The organism is Mycobacterium venezuelense, from assembly GCF_054919535.1.
The window spans coordinates 163,570-182,785 of record NZ_JBONDW010000007.1; the positions used below are offsets into that span (position 1 = coordinate 163,570).

The 19,216-nt window shown below is 65.5% G+C and carries 15 protein-coding genes; 3 read left to right on the forward strand and 12 right to left on the reverse strand.

From position 1 onward, the window contains the following. Window positions 1–173 precede the first annotated feature (173 nt). Window positions 174–3,065 carry an AfsR/SARP family transcriptional regulator gene (locus ACRCUN_RS13795; protein WP_462142200.1) on the forward strand — a complete coding sequence of 964 codons (2,892 nt, stop codon included), beginning with the start codon at window positions 174–176 and terminating at the stop codon, window positions 3,063–3,065. Here ACRCUN_RS13795 and ACRCUN_RS13800 read toward each other — a convergent pair. Genes ACRCUN_RS13800 through ACRCUN_RS13855 form a run of 12 tightly spaced genes read right to left on the reverse strand, consistent with a single transcriptional unit; the run spans window position 3,045 to window position 14,322 of the window. Further along, window positions 3,045–3,755, reverse strand: a complete 711-nt coding sequence (locus ACRCUN_RS13800) for a phage tail protein (protein ID WP_462142201.1) — start codon at window positions 3,753–3,755, stop codon at window positions 3,045–3,047. The genes ACRCUN_RS13795 and ACRCUN_RS13800 overlap by 21 nt on opposite strands. After that, window positions 3,752–5,719, reverse strand: a complete 1,968-nt coding sequence (locus tag ACRCUN_RS13805; RefSeq protein ID WP_462142365.1) for a putative baseplate assembly protein — start codon at window positions 5,717–5,719, stop codon at window positions 3,752–3,754. Before ACRCUN_RS13805 ends, ACRCUN_RS13800 begins: the two co-directional genes overlap by 4 nt. A gap of 2 nt (window positions 5,720–5,721) precedes the next feature. After that, entirely contained in the window at window positions 5,722–6,180 is a 459-nt protein-coding gene (locus ACRCUN_RS13810) for a gp25 family contractile injection system sheath assembly initiator (protein ID WP_462142202.1), read from the reverse strand. A gap of 4 nt (window positions 6,181–6,184) precedes the next feature. Then, window positions 6,185–6,469 carry a PAAR domain-containing contractile injection system baseplate protein gene (locus tag ACRCUN_RS13815; protein WP_067851183.1) on the reverse strand — a complete coding sequence of 95 codons (285 nt, stop codon included), beginning with the start codon at window positions 6,467–6,469 and terminating at the stop codon, window positions 6,185–6,187. Window positions 6,470–6,483: 14 nt separating this feature from the next. Continuing rightward, window positions 6,484–8,298: a VgrG-related protein gene (locus tag ACRCUN_RS13820; protein WP_462142203.1), complete on the reverse strand. Its 1,815-nt coding sequence runs from the start codon at window positions 8,296–8,298 to the stop codon at window positions 6,484–6,486. 5 nt (window positions 8,299–8,303) lie between these two features. Next, on the reverse strand, window positions 8,304–9,068 hold the full coding sequence (locus ACRCUN_RS13825) for a CIS tube protein (RefSeq protein ID WP_462142204.1): 765 nt from the start codon (window positions 9,066–9,068) through the stop codon (window positions 8,304–8,306). Then, window positions 9,061–9,594, reverse strand: a complete 534-nt coding sequence (locus ACRCUN_RS13830) for a phage tail protein (protein WP_462142205.1) — start codon at window positions 9,592–9,594, stop codon at window positions 9,061–9,063. Before ACRCUN_RS13830 ends, ACRCUN_RS13825 begins: the two co-directional genes overlap by 8 nt. Further along, window positions 9,557–11,701, reverse strand: coding sequence for a hypothetical protein (locus ACRCUN_RS13835; protein ID WP_462142206.1), 2,145 nt, complete (start codon window positions 11,699–11,701; stop codon window positions 9,557–9,559). The genes ACRCUN_RS13830 and ACRCUN_RS13835 overlap by 38 nt, the downstream gene beginning before the upstream one ends. Window positions 11,702–11,713: 12 nt before the next feature. Then, a complete protein-coding gene (locus ACRCUN_RS13840) occupies window positions 11,714–11,860 on the reverse strand; it encodes a DUF6760 family protein (protein ID WP_198538897.1) in 147 nt (48 codons plus the stop codon). Continuing rightward, window positions 11,857–12,321 (reverse strand): hypothetical protein, encoded by a 465-nt coding sequence (locus ACRCUN_RS13845; RefSeq protein WP_462142207.1) that lies wholly within the window; start codon window positions 12,319–12,321, stop codon window positions 11,857–11,859. Before ACRCUN_RS13845 ends, ACRCUN_RS13840 begins: the two co-directional genes overlap by 4 nt. Further along, window positions 12,306–12,752 carry a phage tail protein gene (locus ACRCUN_RS13850; protein ID WP_036437200.1) on the reverse strand — a complete coding sequence of 149 codons (447 nt, stop codon included), beginning with the start codon at window positions 12,750–12,752 and terminating at the stop codon, window positions 12,306–12,308. The genes ACRCUN_RS13845 and ACRCUN_RS13850 overlap by 16 nt, the downstream gene beginning before the upstream one ends. A 28-nt stretch (window positions 12,753–12,780) precedes the next feature. Further along, complete coding sequence (locus tag ACRCUN_RS13855; RefSeq protein ID WP_462142208.1) at window positions 12,781–14,322, reverse strand: phage tail sheath family protein; 1,542 nt, start codon at window positions 14,320–14,322, stop codon at window positions 12,781–12,783. Window positions 14,323–14,511: 189 nt separating this feature from the next. On the opposite strand from ACRCUN_RS13855, the gene ACRCUN_RS13860 reads away from it, so the two are divergent. After that, window positions 14,512–15,237, forward strand: coding sequence for an eCIS core domain-containing protein (locus ACRCUN_RS13860; RefSeq protein ID WP_462142209.1), 726 nt, complete (start codon window positions 14,512–14,514; stop codon window positions 15,235–15,237). A 20-nt stretch (window positions 15,238–15,257) separates the two neighbouring features. Beyond that, on the forward strand, window positions 15,258–19,109 hold the full coding sequence (locus ACRCUN_RS13865) for a phage tail protein (RefSeq protein ID WP_462142210.1): 3,852 nt from the start codon (window positions 15,258–15,260) through the stop codon (window positions 19,107–19,109). The last annotated feature ends 107 nt before the right edge of the window (window positions 19,110–19,216 follow it).

Genomic DNA, 19,216 nt, shown 5'->3' on the forward strand with positions numbered 1-19,216 from the left:
CGCCGGCTGACAGTCCCTGCCAAATTCGAGTAGTCCACTACTCAAGTCCAGGCCCCGATCGCGACCATATGCTCTCGGCAGAGGGCTTCGGATGCGTGAGCGGGGATGGCCGGCAAACATGAATATCTATTCGTCAGGTAGCGGCGAATGTTCGATCGGACGGTCGAACGTCCATGACTGACTGCGTCGTCCTGCGAGAGAAGCTCCGCGTGCCGGAGGTGTCCGGTCTGGTCCGCGCGCGACTCGAGCAGCCCCTGCTGTCCGGTCGGCAAACCATCGTTGACATGGTGGTCGCGCCGGCGGGGTGCGGGAAGACGACATTGCTGTCACACATCGCGACCGCGTCGGAGCGACCTGTCGGGTGGTATCGCCTCACCGCGGAAGATTCCACCGAGCACCGCATGGTGGCCTATCTCGGCGCCGCCCTGTCGAAGATCGCCGAAACCGGCGGCGCCGAATCGATGGCTGAGCTGCTGGCGGCCCTGGATCAGTGGAGCGGCGCCGGCGCTGTCCTCGTCCTCGATGACCTGCACGAGATCGCCGAAACGCCTGCCGAGCGCGCATTGGAGCGATTCATCTCCTTGCGGCCCCGCCGGCTCCAGTTGATCTGCGGATCGCGCCGGATGCCAGATATCAACGTCCCGCGCATCCGGGTGTCCGGCTCCATCTCCGAGACCGGCAGCGATGATCTCCGGTTCCGGTCGTGGGAAGTCGAGGAACTGTTCGCCTCGGTGTACCGCGAGCCGCTGCGGCCGGAAGCGGCCGCGGCGCTGACCCGCCGCACCGGCGGTTGGGCGGCCGGGTTGCAGCTGTTTCACCTCGCCACGGTCGGCCGAACCGCGGCTGAACGTCACCAGGCCGTCGCCGGGCTCGGCGGCAGGTCCAAGCTGGTGCGCTCGTACCTGACGCGCAACGTGCTGGCCGAATTGCCCGCGGAGAGGCGCGATTTCCTGTTGCGCACATGCACGCTGGGCCGCTTGTCCGGGGAGTCATGCGATGCGTTACTCGGCGCGACCGGTAGCCACCGCATCCTGGAGGAGCTGGAGTCCGCGCAGCTGTTCACCTCCACCGACGACGGCGGCGTGTACTTCCGCTACCACGAAGTGCTGCAGTCTCATCTCGAGCTGGCGTTGGTCGAGGAGTACGGGCCCGCGGCGGCCCGGTCCTATTACCGCAAGAGCGGTGACGTGCTCGAGACGTTGGGGGAGCTGCGGCCGGCGGTGCGCGCGTACGCCAAGGCCGGCGATTGGGCCTCGGTGTCACGTCTGGTGGCCGACACGGGCGGCGCTCGGATCGATGCAACAGTCGTCGATGACGCCCATTTGCTGCCGGCGAGTACGTGGCAGCATGACCCGTGGCTGGCACTGGCGAACGCGCGCCGCCTGGTACGGGAAGGGGCGCTGGCTCGCGGGGTGGAGGCCTATCGGCAGGCCGAGACGCTGTACGACGAGCCCAATTACCGCCAGATGTGTCGCCAGGAGTCCGCGGTTGCCCTGCTTTGGTTGCCCGGGACCAAGACTGGGCGAGCGCGCGAACCGCTGGTCCAGCACTGGGCCAACCCACTGCGGGAGGCGCTGCGGCGCGCGCCGGAAGTCACCGGTTGTTCCGGAGCCGACGGCTGGACGCGGCTGGCGCACGCAGTCGCGGCGGTAGTCGCGGGCGAGCTTCGACCGGCCCGCGAAATCCTGCAGGCCGTCGTGGGCGACGGTCAACCCGACCCGTCGCTGACCATCTGGGTGAGCCTCGCAGCGGCCGCCCTCGATCTGGTCGACGGCGGGCCGAAAGACCCGGCTGCCCGGTTCAGCACGATCGCTGCGGACGCGGAAAGCGAAGGGCTTCCCTGGGTTTCGCGTCTGTGTCATGGTCTGGAGCAGGTTGCGCTTATCGTCTCACGCGACGCGATGTGGCGTTTCGAGAGTTGTGCCGACCTGATCTCGACCGCCGACCGGATGGGGGACAGCTGGGGTGCTGCGCTGCTGCTGTTCGCCGTTGCGCTGGCCAAACAACGTGTCGGTGAAGATGGAAAGTCCGAACTGGCCACTGCCGAAGCGAGATTCGGCCAGCTCGACGCGCCGGTGCTGCAGTTGTGGTGCCGGCTGCTCGCGGTGATCGACCCTCAAACGACAGTGACGGCCGCCCGCAGGGTGGCCGACGACAGCCACGCACTGCGGTGCCGGGGTGCCCACGCCTTGGCCCTCGCGGTGTTGCAACACGTCTCGGATCGTGACGTCCCCGAGGCTGTCGGCGCTGCCGCGCTGGCCGAACAATGTGGTCTGCCGGTACTTTTCGCCGGCAGCGTGGACGATGCCGAACCGCCCAGCGCATTCACCGCGGCCGCCGAAGTCGTGGAGGCCAGCCTGCCTCCGGTGGCGATCACCTGCTTCGGCGGCTATCGCATCGCGATCGACGGCGAAATCGCGGCTTTGAGTCAGCTGCGCCCGCAGGCGCGCTGGGTGCTGCAGATCCTGTCGTTGAACCCCGACCACGATCACCACCGCGAACTGCTGGAGGACATCTTGTGGCCTGGTGTCGACCATTCCGTGGCATGCCATCGCCTGCAAGTGGCCGTGTCAAGCGTGCGCGGCTTGTTCAGCGAATCCGATCTCGTGATCCGGCGGCGAGGCGAATCGTATCGGTTGTGCCTTCCCGACCGGGCGACGGTCGACGTCCGGGATTTCGCCGACGCGCTCGCCCGGGCGGCGACCGCCTCGGCCCGCGGTGACGTGCGGGGCCGGGTCGTCGCGCGTCAGGAAGCCCTCAACCTGTACACCGGTGAGCTGCTGCCGGAGATCTCGGGAGCACAGAGCATCGACGACGAACGGGAACGGCTCCATCGATCGGCGGCGGCCGCCGCTGCCGCACTCGCGTCGGACTACCGGACGCTGGGGGAGTACGAGCAGGCACTCGTCATGGCGCAGCGGTCGGTACAGCTCGATCAGTATCAGGAGAATGCCTGGATGGTGCTCGCCGACCTGCACGAGACGCTGGGTGATCTCAGTTCGGCGGAATATGTTCGCCGCGAACACGCCCGGATCCGGGCCGACCTAGAGGTCGCGGTCTTCTGAGCCGTTCGGCGCTTCGGGATTCCCCGCGTTCAGATCGGTGATTCTGAGTTTGCGGGTCTGCGGGTCGTCCGGCGGTTGCTGTGCGGGCCGTCGGGCCTCGGGCGCCGCGGTGACCGGTGGTGCGGGTGCCGTGGTGACCGGCGGCGACGGTGCCGCGCGGGTCACCAACTCGACGCGGTGGGGGATGTGAGCGGGCTTGACGGCGTCGACGAGGGCTTCGACGCTACGCACGTCGACGTCGTCGCCGGGGTCCACCGTGACGCGCACCAGAAGACTGGGCGTGGCCCGGCCCCCGGGTTTGGAGTCCGGTGTCAATGACCATGTCGCACTTCCGGATTCGATCACCTCGGTGTCGCGGTTGAACGCAGCCGTCACGGTGTCGCGGATACTGCGTGCGGTGCCCTGCCAACGCAACATGGCCGCGCCTGCCGCGATCAGTTCCCGCTTGTGGGCGGTCTCGCGGCCACCGAGGTGCAAGCCGATCCACCCGGCCAGCCAGTCGAGCATGTCGCTCGGAACGGTCTTCGGATCGAGGTATGCCGGGAAGCAGTCCAGGGTGGCGAAGATGGGCGCCAACACTTCGTCGAACGCCTCGCACAGCCGCTCGGTCAGCGGATCGCCCCAGTACACCGACGGCATCGTGTCGAGGAAGGGCTGGGGTGAATCCAGCTGCGGTACACCGGCTCTCATCTTTCCACCACCCGAACGCTGTGTCGCCCGAACGAGTACGCAAGCTCATTGCGCCCCAACGGGATCACCTCGACCGGCTCGGTCGACCGCTTTCCGGTCGCCGGGTCGACACCGAACAACTGGACCGTGACCTTTCTGGCCATGTCCACCCCGGGGATTCGCGCCAGCGCGGCGGTGACCTCGTGTACCTGCACGGCGCGGCCGATGGGCCAGCCCACACCGTCCGGGCCGCCTTTCAAGGGATGCAGCAGGCCGTTCAAGGCCCGGGCCACATCGAGTTTGACCTGATCGCGGGCGTAGCCGGCCAGTACGGCGAGGGTGACAACCACGGTGACACCCCGATAGTGCGGAGGCTCGACGATCAACCGAGTGCCGACGAGGCGGCGCTCATCGAGGTGGTTCTTGATCCGCTGGATCGTCTCGGGCAGCGGTATGAGGTCTTCGCGGCGCACGAGGTCCATGGCATCGCTGGCCACATGCGGTACGACCAACACCCGCACGGCGCCCGCTTCCCGTTCGTCGGCGGCGGTCAGGCAGTGCGCCCTGGCGACTTCCGGGGCGATGTCGAGGGTCAGTTGCTCGAAGTCTTGTGCCGTGACGGCTTTTCCGCGGGTCCGCAGCAGCAGCGGGCCGCGCGCCTTGACCTCGTCGACGGTTTCGGCTTCGGCACCGCCTACCGCCGCCCTGCGATTTTCGACCCGCGACACATACGGCACACTGGTTTTGAGCACGCGGATCTGGCCGACGCCGACGTTGCCCTTGCGGCCGCCGCCGGTGCGATAGGCCGACATCCTGATTGTCGCCGTCTTCCGCGGGATCCTGCCGTACTGACGAATGGTGCCGTCCGACTCGCGGACCACGGGGCCGAACACGACCTCACCGGCGACCGGGTCGATATGAAACGACTGACTGGAATCGTCCTGATCACCGAAGTGTTCCACCGGCCTCCAGTCGGTCATGTCACCTTCGGCGACAACACGCAACGAACTGCCCGCCCACGGAAGAACCGGCCGGTGCTGCAATGCGAAGCGTTGCCCGGCGGTGCCGTCGGACGTGCCGATCGTCTCGTCGCGCACGACCCGGGCGTGCACGATGCGCGCGGTACCGCCCACCGTGCACGCCGAGATCGAGGTGATGAACGGAGACTCGCTGTAGGTCGACTGCCCGGGCGCGGGGTCGACCAACCGGCAGCGCAGCCAGCCGCGGGCTTCACCGCCGACGCGCGGCGGGGAATCGAGCACATGACCGCGCGGCACGTGCAGGATGACGTCGCCGGGCTTGTTGAACGCCTTAGTCTCGTCGGGTCCTGGTTCGCACGCCACCCAGTCGTTCCCGGTCCAGGCTTCCCACAGGTACGGGGGGTTGGTGGGGTCGACGCCGACGCCCGAGACCCGGCAGTTCACCCGCAGCAGCACCGCGCACGACGGTACCGCCCGGTCGAGTCCGATCAGGAGTGCGTCTCCGGGCATCGGACGTTCGGAGAAGCAGCGAAATTCGTTGCCGCCGACCTCATTGCGTTGCGTGACGGGTTCGCCGCCCTCGGCCATCGTCGCGACCCGGCCGCCGTCGAGCGAACACGGAATGATCTCGAGCTTCTCGATTGTCGAGAAGACGATCGGTTCGTCGAGATCGGTGCGGTCGGTGCTGACCTCGGATTCCTCGCGCACGGTGATGGGTTGTTGTTGGGGTGCCGACAGCCAGAAGGTCGCCTCGCCCTGGGCGGCACCGGGTGGTCGCAGTTCCAGGCCGAGCAATTCGAGGAACTTGATGTAGTTGCGATCCGGAACCCGGTTGAGCCGGTAGATGAGCTGGTCGACCATCATGGCGAATGTCTCGATCAGCGTGATGCCGGGGTCCGAGATGTTGTGGTCGGACCACTCGGGGCAACGGCGGTGGACCAGCCGGCGGGCGTCGTCCACCAGGCTCTGAAAAGTCCTGTCGTCCAGGTTGGGTGCGGGCAGCATCGTCACGCCTCATTCAGCTGGTAGGCGGGTGGCAGCTCGCCGGCCTCGGGAGCGCCGGCCTCGTCGGGTATCACATAGAACGGGAACACCAGGTTTCGTTCATCGTTGTAGCCGCGGATGCGGTAGCCGACATCGATGTGGGCCATGCCGAGATCGTCCCGGTTGAACAGAACCCTGACGTCCTCGACATCGATGCGCGGCTCCCACACTTCCAAGGCCCGGCGAACATCGTTGGCGATGGCCGCCAGTGTGGCATCGTTCATCGGCGAGAACAGATGGTCCTGTATGCGACAACCGAATTCAGGACGCATCGGCCGCTCTCCGGGAGATGTCCTGATGATGATCTCGATCGCTTGCTCGATGTCGCGGACGTGCGTGGCCAGACCGATCCCGTTGGTGGGGTCGACTTGCAGCGGGAAGTTCCAGCCCGCGCCGATGAAATCGTTGGTGAAATCGCTCATGTCGTCAGCCTCCGATCAGGACCGTGGGGCAGCCGGGCGGAAGGATCGGCGCGCCACAGCCGGTCATGTCGCCGACGCGGGCGGCCGGCATACCGCCGATCAACACGGTCGGACAGCCCGGCGGCAGGATCGCATTGGGCGGGTGGGGTACGACCCCGGGGAATGCGCACGCGTGAGTGGTTCCCACTACTGCGGCAGGCATGCCGCCGATCAGCACGGTCGGAACGCCCGGGGGACCAATGGTGCCGGGATGTGCGGTCAGATCGCCGACGCGCGCGGCTGGTGGCATGGCCGTTGCTCCTCTCAGTTGATCTTGACCGGTGCGCCGGTGATGACGTTGGGCCCACCGGCTTTGAACTCGCCGGCGGCCTTGGCCGCAACCTTGACCGTGGTGCCTTTGAGCGACAACGCGACCTGGGTGTCGACATCGACGGCTCCCGATCCACCCGACACCGTGACACCGTTGGTTGCGGTGATGGAGATCTTCTTACCTTTGAGTTGCAGGTCAGAGGACGCTGCGTCGACAGTGATGCCCTTCTTGCCCTCGATCAGGACGCTGCCGTCGCTGTGCACGACGATGCTCGTGCCCACCGAATCCAGGGTCAGCTTGAGCTTGCCGTCGCCGGTTTCGGCGGTGATCCCCTCGGTCTTGCCGTCTTCGTCGAGAAGATCCAACCGGTGGCCGTTGCGCGAGACGAACGAGCGCCGGTTGACCGCACCGGATCCGGTGTCGATCAAGTTGGGTCCCTTGGTGTTCACGGTGTCCACACCGTTGTACAGACCGCCGAGGACGTAAGGCCGTTGCGGATCCTGCTGCTCGAACGCCACGAGCACTTCGTCCCCGACTTCCGGTATGACCATGGCGCCGCGGTCTTTACCGGCCCCAGGCTGCACAGTCCTGGCCCAGTCGCTGACGTAGTCGTCGGACAGCCACGGGAAGGTCAGCTTGACTCTGCCCTGGTGGGTGGGATCGTTCGCGTCACTGACCACACCGACCGTCACCCCAGCCGCCGTCGAGGCTCGCCCGCCTGCCGCGGTCAGGCCGTAAAGGCTGCGTTCCTGGCGGCCGGTCACCGAGAAGGCCGTCGTGTAGCCACCATTGGCCGGGTCGTAGCGGTGGCGCGCCGCGGTGATGGTGTACTTGCCGTCGAACGGTTGGCCCGCATTGTCGATCTTGATGCTCACGTTGGCCCGCAGTTTCGGATTACCCCGGGCGACCGCGTCGATTTCGGCGAAAGAACTGCCGATTTCCTCGGTGAGCGCGGCAGCGGCGGTGTCGGCCTCGGACTGCGTGCGGTATGCGACGTCGGAGGCGACATAGCGCGGATCGCCGAACGGCTTGGCAACATCCGCGGGCTTCATGGTCGGAAGCTCAACGCTTTTCGTGCTGGCCGCAAGCGTGCTGACGATCTTGCGTTTCTGCGCTACATCCCACCCGCGCACCTCGACCTCGGCGACTTGTTCCGCGGCGGTGATCACCGACCGGAACCGCAGGAGGTCAGTACCCAGCCGCAGCACCAACGGATCGGTGTCTTGCGCGTCTTGCGACGGCGCACGATTGGCTTCCTCACGCGGACGGAAGTTCAGCTTGTTGTCCCGTACTGTCAGCTCATAGCCGATGCGTCGGGCCATCGCATCGAGGAACTCCCAATCGGTCTGCCCGAATTGCCCGAGATGATCGAAAACCGTTTTACTCGCTTCGATTTCGCCGGCGGCGATCTTGGTCCGCTGCGAGATCTCGGTGACGGCATCCGACGCGGTGGTCTGCGCGTACGACTTGGTGTGGCGGCCCCGAAACAACCGGTGCGCTGGATCGTAACCGCGGATGACCGTGAACGATCCCGGCCCACCGACCTCGGCTTCCAGCGATGTCACCTCGGCCTCGATCAGCTTTTCGGGCGTTTCGGTCTGTGTGCTGGAGATCGTGATCTTGACCTTCGTGCCCATCTTCACTTTGGACTTCTCGATCACGATCCGATTCGGGTCGCGGAAGCGCAACATGAACGCGTCAGGAAGGCGCAGGCTCGAATCGACATACGCCGACGTGAGCAGCGGGCTGATGTCGTCAGGCAGTGCGGTGCCGTCGAATTCGATCAGGAACGACGCGGCGGTGGCCATGCTGATCAGACCGCCCCTGCCACCAGCGCTTCGCGCCGCGGCAGCTTGAGCCGGGTGCCGTTGGGTACCCGCATCGGATCATCGATGTCGTTGTAGGTGGCAAGCGCCCGCCACAGTTGGGGGTCGCCGTACTCACGGTAGGCGAGGAGGGCCAGCGAGTCGCCGGTGACCATCGTGTGTACGTCGTCAGCCCATTGCGCGCCGGACGTGGGGTTCTGCTTCGGATCGGGCGTGACGTCGATTTCCTCCAGATTGATCGAGCAGGTCGCTCGGATCGGAACACCGTTCGCGGCGAATCGGGTGTACTTGGCCTGTACCTGGCTGATGTAGGCGGCGAAGCTCTTGACCTGACCCCAGTTGAAGACCACCAGAAACGGCATGGCCTGGTCACCTTCGGTGCACGGGACACAACAACTGAACAGCTTGTCCACCGATGCGACGACGTCGACGCCGTCTTTGGCGGTCGCGTCGAAGTACAGCTCGAGGCTGAGCTTGCAGGGTTCGGCCCCGGAGAACTCGGGCGGCCCGGCCTTCTTCTGCTTGGTCGGTTTGCGTTCCCACTTGGCCGACTTGGTGATCGAGACCTCTTTGGGGTTGAACTGGAACGTCACCTTGTCCTTGAGGGACCCCAGCTCCGGCTTGCCACCCTTGACGTGCTTGGGTTCCCAGAGTTCCAGAAATGCGTACTGGGGTTGTGCCCAGGTGTCCGGAGCGCTGTCGCCCTTCCTCTCGGGTGGTGGCGCTTTGAGTGCGATCGTCTTGTCAGCCATTGGGACTGCCTTTTTCCGGAGTGAAACCGTGGTGGGCGATTTCTAGGGTCTCAGTGAAGACTTTGGGGGAGTCCAGGTTCAGGCTCGGGCCGGTCCAGCGAACGGGCACCACACCTTCGAGCTGCCAGGTCATCACCGGATTTCCCGCGGCGTCCATGGCTTTGATCTCACCCGTGGTCGGTTTGAGCCCGTTGAGTGCCTTCACGATCCACCTGGTCAGCTTTTCGCTGTCGGGGCCGATGGGACGGGTCAGCTTGATGTTGCTGTATTTCATCCGCGTCGGCAGTTGCCAGATCAGCCCGTTGTTGCCGCCCTCCTCACGCTGTTCCATCACGACCTCTAGGCCGAAACCTTCGCAGCTGCTGAACTTTCCGACGTCGGTCTTGTCGAACTTGACCGCGAAACAGACCCCGACGAACACCTCGTCTTTGTCTTCCGGCGGCAGTTTAGGGGGGCTCATCGGTCTTTTCTCCTCGTCGCGCAACCGCTCATCGGCCCAGGTCCATGAGGACACCAGCCCGCTCACGGTCCAGCCACAGTTCCGCGCGTAACCGTGCCGCCAACGGGTCGTAGAGCCGGTTGACCAATTCGTCGACGTCGGGCGCGGCTGGGGCCGGCGCGCCGATCGCCGGGGCGGCCGTCAGCATGGGCCCGGCGACCGGCACTTCGGTCGACGGCGGTGCGGAATCGCCTACCGGTGCCGGCTCGGGAGTCGATTCGGCGGTTTCGCGCTGCACGCTCGGCGGGGCGAACGTGATGGTGTTCGTGGCGGCGTCGTAGCTCGTCCTGTCGGATGACCCCGTGCTGAGCGGTGTTTCATGCGTTGACGTCTCGGCGAAGGAGTGACTGTCGCCCACCGCGGCGGTGGTCACGTGCTCGAATCGATCCGGCGAAGGGCCGAACATGCGTTGCAGGCCGATCGGGCGAGGGTTGTGGAAGACGTCTGAGTGTTCGTGCGGCTGTGTCGATTCGGCGCTGCGCTGCACCTCGCCGCTTCGACGCACGGGCGGCAGCACCACAAGGCGCCTTCCTGCCGCGGTCGATCGCTGGACGATGGACGGTGCCGACAATTCCGCGGTGCTGCGTGGCGGGCCGGCGGCGGGCTGTGGTGTGGAGTGGGCCACCGGCAATGTCATGCGCTGCACGGCTTCGGGTTCGGCTGCGCCGGATGCGGGGTCTGCGGGTGCAAACCGATCGGATACGAACAGCTCCAGCGATTCGAATTCGGGCGAGTGGCTTACCGCGGTTGAGGACGGCAACTGAACCGATGTCGGAATCTCGCGAGGGCTCTGGTCGGAACGGACGTGCGGACCTTCGGCCGCCGCGGGAACCGGTGGACGTGCGGACGCTTCGGCGGGAGACCGCTGCACAGCCGGCGATCCGAGACGCGCCGGCGCCGCCGCGATCGGCTCGGTCCGGCTCAACGGGCGGGCCTGGACGACGGGCAGGCGCTGGACGGCGGTGGTGGGGGCCTGGGACGCACGCGGTGGAGCACCCATCGACGTCGTCGTGCTGCTCGGCTGATCCGGTGTGACGGCGATCCGGTGTACGACGAGTTCGGGCGGTGCGCTGCTCGTATTCGGCGCAGGTGTCGGCGGCGTGGCCGGTACGGCGGAAGGCTCGGTGGTCGCTTCCGCCGGAGCGTCGGCATCGATCGGCACCACCGTCGGTGTCGGCGATTGCGCGGATTCGGCGATGGAGCTATTGCTCGCGTCGGGTAGCGGGGTGCGCTGGATCGCCGCGGCCTCCCGAGCCGTCGGCCCGCTGCCGAGCGCGTTGCTCGACACACCCCCGGGCACATTCTGTGGTGCCTCTACCTCGGGTCGATTGCCACTGACGGGTGCGGGCGGTTCCGCAGCGGTCAGCGTCCGAAGCGCAGGCAGCGGTGAACTCGAGGGGAGACGCTGAACTGAAGACAGTGTTCGCAGCGGCGCCGCGGTCGGGGTGTGCTCGTGAACTTTCGGAAGTGGCTGCACCACAGGCGAAGTCATACCGGTGTCGGATGGTGTCCGCTGAACCGGCGTCGGCGCTGCGGACGGGGGTGCGGTGGGCGCGCTCACCGATGGGGCCGGCAGCTCGGGTGCCGGACCGGGCGGCGGTGCGGGCTCGTCGGCCACGTCCAACGGTCGACGCTCATCGGGATCGCTGGCCTCGACCATCGCCTTCGGTCCCGCATAGGCCACGTCTGTGGCGTCCACGGCATAGACATGCGGTGCCGGCTCATCGACTTCGGCGACGCCCTCGGCGGTCCGCTGAATTGGCGCGGCGATCCCAACGTGCGCTCGCTGTACGGATGGAAACCGAGGATTCCACGTCCTTGGCGTCGGTTGTGCCGGCGGCGCGGGCGGCGGTGCGCTTGCACTCGGGGCGCTTCTTGCCAGATTCAGCACGGGCAGGCGGTCGGCATTCTCAGCTGCCAACAGTTGAACCGGGCGGGTGAAACCGGGGTTCTGTGAGGTGGTCAGTGACTCGGTGAATCCGGCCAGCTGGGCGGTGGATTCGAGCCCGACGGTGCGTTGCAGGGGAGCCATCCGTTGCCAGGACGGTGTCGGTGGGATCACCGGCGCGGGCGGGCTCGCGGTCTGCGCCGCAGCCGAATCCGCTGATCGACCCCAGGGCCACCATTTGGGCATCGGTGCCTCCCTCTAGTTCTGTGCGGCGAGGTTGCGGGTCAATTGCACGAATCTGCGGCGGTCCGCATGCTCGAGGTCGAGCACCGCGTCGAGTTGCCAGTGCAGGTGGTAGGCGAGGTAGGAGACCTCGTCGTAAAGTGCGTCGACTCCGCACGTCACGATTCCCCCAGGCGGCTCCCGGCAACATCGACGGCAAAGTCGTTGCTGCAGTGCGGGCATGTGACCCGGGCGTGCGTATGGCCGTCTTGATTGATTCGGCGGTACAGGTCTTGCAGGAAGGCCAAGTCGGACGCGAACAAATTCTCGATGACTCCGCCGTGCACGTCCTCGATCCCGCCGATGCGGGTGACGACGCGGCTGATCAGTACCACCGCAAGGTAATTCGGGCTTTCGCGGACCCGGTCATCGCGTTGCGAGACCAGTTCATCCCTCGCGGTCGCCAGCCGCATGACGCCGTCGCGGTGGACGGTGCCCGCCGGGTCCACGTAACCGCGGGGCAGTACGAACGGGAACTCGGTGCGCAGTTCGCGTATTTCGTCGGCGGAAGGCATCTGCCCCGGCGCGTCGGCCAGGGCAGAAGTCCCGTGAATGTTGCCTCTGCGCATCAGGCCGGTTCGCACTTCTCGTATGTCAACACGAGCTTTTCGGTCATGACGCTCGTGTCGCCGGCCTTCATCGAACTCAGTTCGAGGCTCTTGGGCCACGCCGCGGTGAGGTTGTAGCGCTTGACCTCCTCGCCCTCGTAGTCGAACACGATGATGGAGCCACCCTTGCGGGCGTCCTTCATCTTGCCGAGCTGCGAATCCTTCACCCACTTCTCGAACCCGTTGTCCTTGGTCAGTGGACGGGTCAAGGTGCATTCGCCGGCTTTCCACCGTCCAGGCAACTTTTTGACGTTGTATTTGCCGTCCTTGGCCATGTTCGATTTGTATTCGATGACGTCCTGCTCCATCTTGAGGCCGGTCACCTCGGTGATGGCCTTGATCTGTATGCCGTCGAACTCGAGTCCGAACGAGTGGCCTACCGAGCTGTCGTCGTCCTGCAGCGCCATGGTTGTCTACCCTTTCCTTCGGTGTGGCTTACTCGGCGACCAGGCTGGTTCCGCCGGAATACTGCGAGAGGCGGAAAATCACGAACTCCGCGGGTTTGACTGGCGCGACACCGATCTCGCACACCACTTCACCGGCGTCGATGCCTTCGGCAGGGTTGGTCTCGTCGTCGCACTTGACGTAGAAGGCCTCGTCGGGAGTCAGCCCGAAGAGCGCGCCTTTACGCCATTCGTTGACCAGGAACGCGCTGATGGTGCGGCGGATCTTGGCCCACAGCGAGTAGTCGTTCGGTTCGAACACCACCCAGTCGGTGCTGGTGAGAATCGACTCCTCGAGGTAGTTGAACAGGCGCCGGATGTTGATATACCGCCAGGCCGGGTCCGAAGACAGCGTGCGTGCGCCCCAGACTCGAATGCCACGACCGGGAAACGCGCGAATGCAGTTGATACCGACCGGGTTCAACAGATCGTGTTCGCGGCGGGTGATCGAATTCTCGACATCGATTGCACCGCGGACGATTTCGTTGGCGGGAGCTTTGTGCACGCCCCGCGTGTCGTCGTTGCGGCCCCAGATCCCGGCCACGAACCCGGAGGGCGGCAGGTACTTGCCGCCGCCGGTGGTGACCCACGGCCAGTACAGTGCCGCGAACTTGGAGTCGTAGCGTGCCTTGTCCACTCGCCATTCTTTGATCTGCTGGGCGTTGAGGCCAGGAGGCGGGTCCAGGATCGCCATCCGGTCACCCATCAACTCGCAGTGCGCGATCATCGCCGTCTGCACCGATTGCACGGTGTCCAGATCGATCGCGCCGCGCTGGTACGCGGTCAGCAGATCCGGCATGCAGACCATGGTGATCTCGTCGATGGTCTCCAGACCCGCGACACCGCTGCGTTCTTCGACGTTGCCGACGTAGTCGTCGCTGCTGAGCCGCTCGGGCGCAGTCGCCACCGCGACGTCCTCGGGTGCGGCCAACGCGATCTGCATACCTGCGTGCAGGTCTTCGGCCGGCTTGCCGGGGATCTGCTCGACCTTCACCGTCTGCGACGCGGCGTTCACGACGGTGGCGACGTTGTTCTTACCGCGGGCCGTGGTGACGTTGGGAAACTCCTCGACGACCTGGCCGTCGCGATGCACGACGAGCTTGACGCCGCTGGGCTGTTCCTCGCCCTCGTTGTGGAAATTGCTGATCTCGACACGCAACCGGTCGGGAGGCGTGCTCGGGTCGAGCGCAAGAATACGGTAGTTGGCCAGCACGGCCTGCGGAGTCGCTTCCAGCTGGGGTTGGCCACCGGCCGAACCGTTTTCGCCTTCGCCGTCCCCGATCCGGACGATGTACGAATTGCCACCGCCGTTCTGGAAGTACGCCGCGACGGACTCGGCCAGGCACGCGCCTTCGATGGTGTCGCCGAAGGTCTTCTTGTATTGGGTCCAGTTGCTGATCAGCGTGGGCTTGTTGAACGGACCTTTCTCGGCAAGGCCGATGAACGCCGCAACAGCGGTGCCCACGCCTTCGATAGGCCTTGAGCCGGAGTCGGTTTCCTCGACATAGACACCCGGCGACAGATACGTCGGCATTGCGCCTCCTCGGTGGTCTCGATGGGCTGGCCACGATCGTGCGCTGGTTCGACGGGCGAGACGAGGAGCGCGGGGACTGCCGCGTGGGCACCGCTTCGTGCACTTTGAGGCAGTCCCGCCCGCGCGCCTTGCCAACCACCACGCGCACACCGGATCGTTGATGTACAGACGCAAGGGAAGCGGGGCAGCATGCGAACCCACGACAGCGATCACACGCACGCATCGGAGTTGCGTCCGAAGGCATCTCGGCTGGAGGAGCCGGAATCGGCGATGGCCATCCGGGCAGCCCTGTCGGGCAGGCTCGACGCTGCGGGCCCGGCCGGGGTCGCCGGGTTGCAGCGCGTGGCGGGCAACTCCGGCGCGTCGGCTTTGATGGACGAGGACCGCTCGCCGGTGCACAACGTGATCGGTTCGGGCGGTTCGCCGCTTCCGGCCGATCTGCGGACGGATATGGAGGGCCGGTTCGGCCATGACTTCGGTGACGTCCGCGTGCACAGTGACGGCGCGGCCCACGAATCGGCCAAATCGGTGAACGCCCAGGCGTACACGGTCGGATCTGACATCGTCTTCCAGAGCGGGAAGTACGATCCGGCCTCGGACGCCGGCAAGCACATGATCGCCCACGAGCTGACGCATGTCGTTCAGCAGCGCAGCGGGCCCGTCGACGGCACCGACGCGGGCGGGGGCGTCAAGATCAGCGATCCGTCGGACCGCTTCGAGCGGGAGGCCGTGGCGAACGCAGACCGCGTGATGGCCGGCCCGTCGCCGTCGCCGGTCGCCGCTGTACCCGCGGGTGTGCAAAGGGCTGCCGACGACGCCGCGGTCCAGCGCCAGGAGGAGCCTGCCGAGGAAGAAGAGACGGCGCAGACCTTCGTGCAACGCCAGGACGAAGAAGCCGAAGAAGAATCGGCCTGAGCAGAGTCGGCGTATCGGAAATGACGGAGCCGGCTCGGGCCGCACGGCCGGTCAATGACGCACTGACGGAGGGCCGTAGGAGAGCCGGGCCGGCGCGACCCAACGGCGGTGCGGCCGGTCTCGCGGCGCTGCAGCGTGCGGCTGGGAATGCCGCGGTGAACGCGCTGCTGATGGGTAAGCTCCGGGCTCCTGGCAAGGACGAAATCGACGCCGCGCTCAGGGAAATGCGCCGTGATGAGCCCGCGATCGACACGGTCGAGAAAGGCCTCAAGGCCGCCAAAGCGGTCGGCGTGCCCGTCGAACTCGAAGGACCGAAACCGCCACCGTCGGCGCTCGCGGTCACCACGACGGGATTCGGGCCTGCGGCGGTGGCGCCAAAGAAGCCGGTGCCCCCGCCCAAGCCCGTGCCGGCCAAGAGTCCCCTCGGTAAGGCCGCGGCCAAGCCCGCCAAGCGGACGGGCGGGGGTGGTGGTGCCCGACCGGCGGCGACACCGACGGCTGCCGCGGGTACCGGCGCATCGGGTTCCGCGGCGTTGTCTGCTGATCAACTGTTGCAACCGCCGGTGCCGCCGAAATCCGTCAAACCGGGTCAGGATCCGGCGTTTTCGGCCGTGACCGCGAATGTGAAGTCCTTCGCCAAGGAGAAGCGTGCGCATCCACCGGCGGCCGCCAAAGCCAAGGAAGCACAGGATGCCGCGCTCGCCCCGACCGACGACATCGCGGGTCAGGCCAAAGCCGCCAAGGTCGACACGATGGACGCCCAGCAGGCTGGGTCGTTCGACAAGAAGGCGTTCATCGCGGCGGTGAAGGCGGCGATCGAGGCCAAATCGCCGAAGACGTTGAGCGAAGCCGACAACTACGCGAAGTCCGGCAAGGCGGGCGAAGTCAAAGGCGATGTCAAAGGCCTGGTGACTCAAGGTAAGGAGGGTCAGGAAAAGGACATCGAGACGGCCACGGCCGCGGCGCCCGACACCTCCAAGGCCGTCGCGAAACCGGTCACGCCGATGGGACCGGAACAACAGGGCCCGGCGCCGGCCATCCCGGCGGCAGGCGCGGTGCCCAAAGCGGCGCCGCCCGAGCAACTCAACCTCGAGGCCGGCAAGCAGCAGGCCAACCAGGAGATGGCCGACGCCCAGGTCGACGAGAAGCAGCTCGCCGAGTCGAACGAGCCGGATTTCCAGCAGGCCCTGGCCGACAAGAGAGAGGCCGCCGCCCACGCCGATACGGCTCCGGGCGCGTTCCGCAAACAGGAGGCCGACGTCATCGCTCAGTCGAAGACCGAAGCCGCCGCCGAGACGAAGGCCGGTGTAACCGGCATGCAGGGCTCGAAGGCCGCCGCGCTGGCCAAGCTCGTTGCCGACAAGGGCAAGACGAAGTCGAAGGACGAGGCGAAGCGCGCCGAGGTCACCGCCCGCGTCCAATCCATCTTCGCCGCGACCGAAGCCGACGTGAAGAAGATCCTGGACGGCATCGACCCGAAGGTCGAGAAAGCGTTCGAAACCGGCGAAGCCGACGCCCGCAAGATCTTCGAGAGCTACGTCTCGGCCAAGATGTCGGCATACAAGAAGGACCGCTACAGCGGTTGGCTCGGCGGATTGCGTTGGGCCAAGGACAAATTGGTCGGCATGCCCGACAAGGTCAACAAGTTCTACGAGGCCGGCCGCGAGCTGTACCTCAAGCAGATGGACAAGGTCATCTCCGACGTGGCCGACATCGTCGGCAACGATCTCAACGCGGCGAAGAAGCGGATCGCGACCGGCAAGGCCGAGATCGCCTCGTACGTCAAGAGTCTGCCGGCCAATCTGCAGAAAGTCGGCGCCGAGGCATCCAAGGAGATCAACGACCGCTTCGAGCAACTCGAAGACGACGTCAAATCCAAGCAGGACGCCGTCGTCGACACCCTTGCGACCAAGTACGTCGACGCCCGCAAGGGCCTCGACGAACGCATCGAGGAATTGCAGGCCGAGAACAAGGGACTGGTCGACAAGGCGATCGGCGCGATCAAGGCCGTCATCAACACGATCCGCAAGCTCGCCGCGATGCTGATGGACACCCTGGCGCGGGTTTCGAGTGTGGTCGGCGACATCATCAAGGCCCCGGTCCGCTTCCTGGGCAACCTGGTTGCCGGCGTCAAGGGCGGCATCATGCGGTTCAAGGACAACATCCTCGAACACCTCCGCAAGGGACTGATGACGTGGCTGTTCGGTGCCCTGGCCGAGGGCGGCGTCGAGCTGCCCGACAAGTTCGACCTGCAGGGCATCATCAAACTTCTCGCGTCGCTGTTCGGCCTGACGTGGCGCAACATCCGCAACCGGCTGGTCAAACAGATCGGTGAGCCGGCGATGGCCGCGATCGAGAAGGGTGTGGAGATCTTCCGCACGATCGCCACGGCAGGTGTCGCCGGACTGTGGCAGATGCTCGTCGACAAGCTCGGCGACATCAAGGAGATGATCCTCGAACAGGTCAAGGACTTCGTGATCACCCGGATCATCACCGCGGGCATCACGTGGCTGATCGGTCTGCTCAACCCCGCCGCGGCATTCATCAAGGCCTGCAAGCTGATCTACGACGTCATCATGTTCTTCGTCAACAACGCCGAGCGGATCATGAAGTTCGTCAACACGGTGATCGACTCGGCCGTCGACATCGTCAAGGGCAACGTCGGTGGCGTCGTCGCCAAGATCGAGGACGTTCTCGGGCAGATGGTGCCGATCCTGATCGGCTTCCTCGCCAGCGTCATCGGCATCGGCGGCATCGGGCAGAAGATCCGCGAGATCATCGGCAAACTGCAGAAGCCCGTCAACAAGGCGATCGACTTCGTCATCAAGACCGGGCTGAAACTCGCCGGACCGATCATCCGCGGCCTCAAAGGAATTGGCGGCAAGGTCAAGGCGAAGGTCGCCGCGGGCAAGGCGTGGGTCAAGGGTGTCGGGACGAAGGTCAAGGCGAAGGTCTTCGGTGGCGACGACTCCGCAGAGGGAAGACAAAAGCGGCTAGACAAGGGCATGGCCGCAGGCGTCTCGGCTGCCAACCGATTCGCGGGCAGACCCGTTGGAGACAAGGTGTTGCGCCCGATGCTCAACGCAGTACGTGTCCGTTACGGGCTCGGCGTTCTGGAGCCTATCCAGCAGGGAGGGCATTGGGCTGTCCACGGTCAGGTACAGCGGGCTACCGCGCCCACGCGGGCCGCAGTGTCCGACAAACCTAACCAACAGTCCTCGCTAGAAGAGGTAATGAGCCACTTGACCAATCCGCCACTTCCTGATCTGCAGATCGCGTTGGACGTGTTCTCGAAAGAAACGCACGCCTTTGCAAATTGCCCCGACCAGAGTAGGCGCTACAAAAGCACCAGCGGGCAACACGCTGAGTGGCATTTTGACCGTGATGTCCGTGCAAACCTGGATCGCTGGGTCGATCCAGCGAAATATCCGCCCAGTTCGACCGTGCCTATCACCTTGAAACTCAACCGGACTCCGTGCGACCAGTGCAGTCTAGTTCTACAAAGCCTTCAACAATCCAAAATACGTGGCCGACGGGTGGACCTCACCGTCCTTGCTACGAGCGTGTATGGCGGCAAGGCGTTCGAGAGAAAGTTGCAGGAAGGAGAGCCAGATAAGACAGTGAGAGTGCCAATACCCCGCAGCAGCCTGGAGTCGCTCGCCATGTTGCAGAGCTCTGGCGTCAAACTCGGCGTTTGGGATATCTGGGACCGGATCGGCACTGCGGTCTTGGCGAGTGATTCGCGGTTAGCAGGACTCGATGCTGAACTCATCAAACGCAACCAAGCCCAGAGACGACTACTTGAGAGCCGGCTGGCAGGCGTCCTCAGCCAACTTACCAAGCCCGTCTGGGGATATGATCCCAAGCGTTAGATGCCATCGTCGATCTTCTTGAACGTGGCCGTTCGTCGACGACTGCTGGACTCGCATCCATTATTGAGGTCCACTGGAACGATGAAGCGCACAATGCGCAAGTTCCG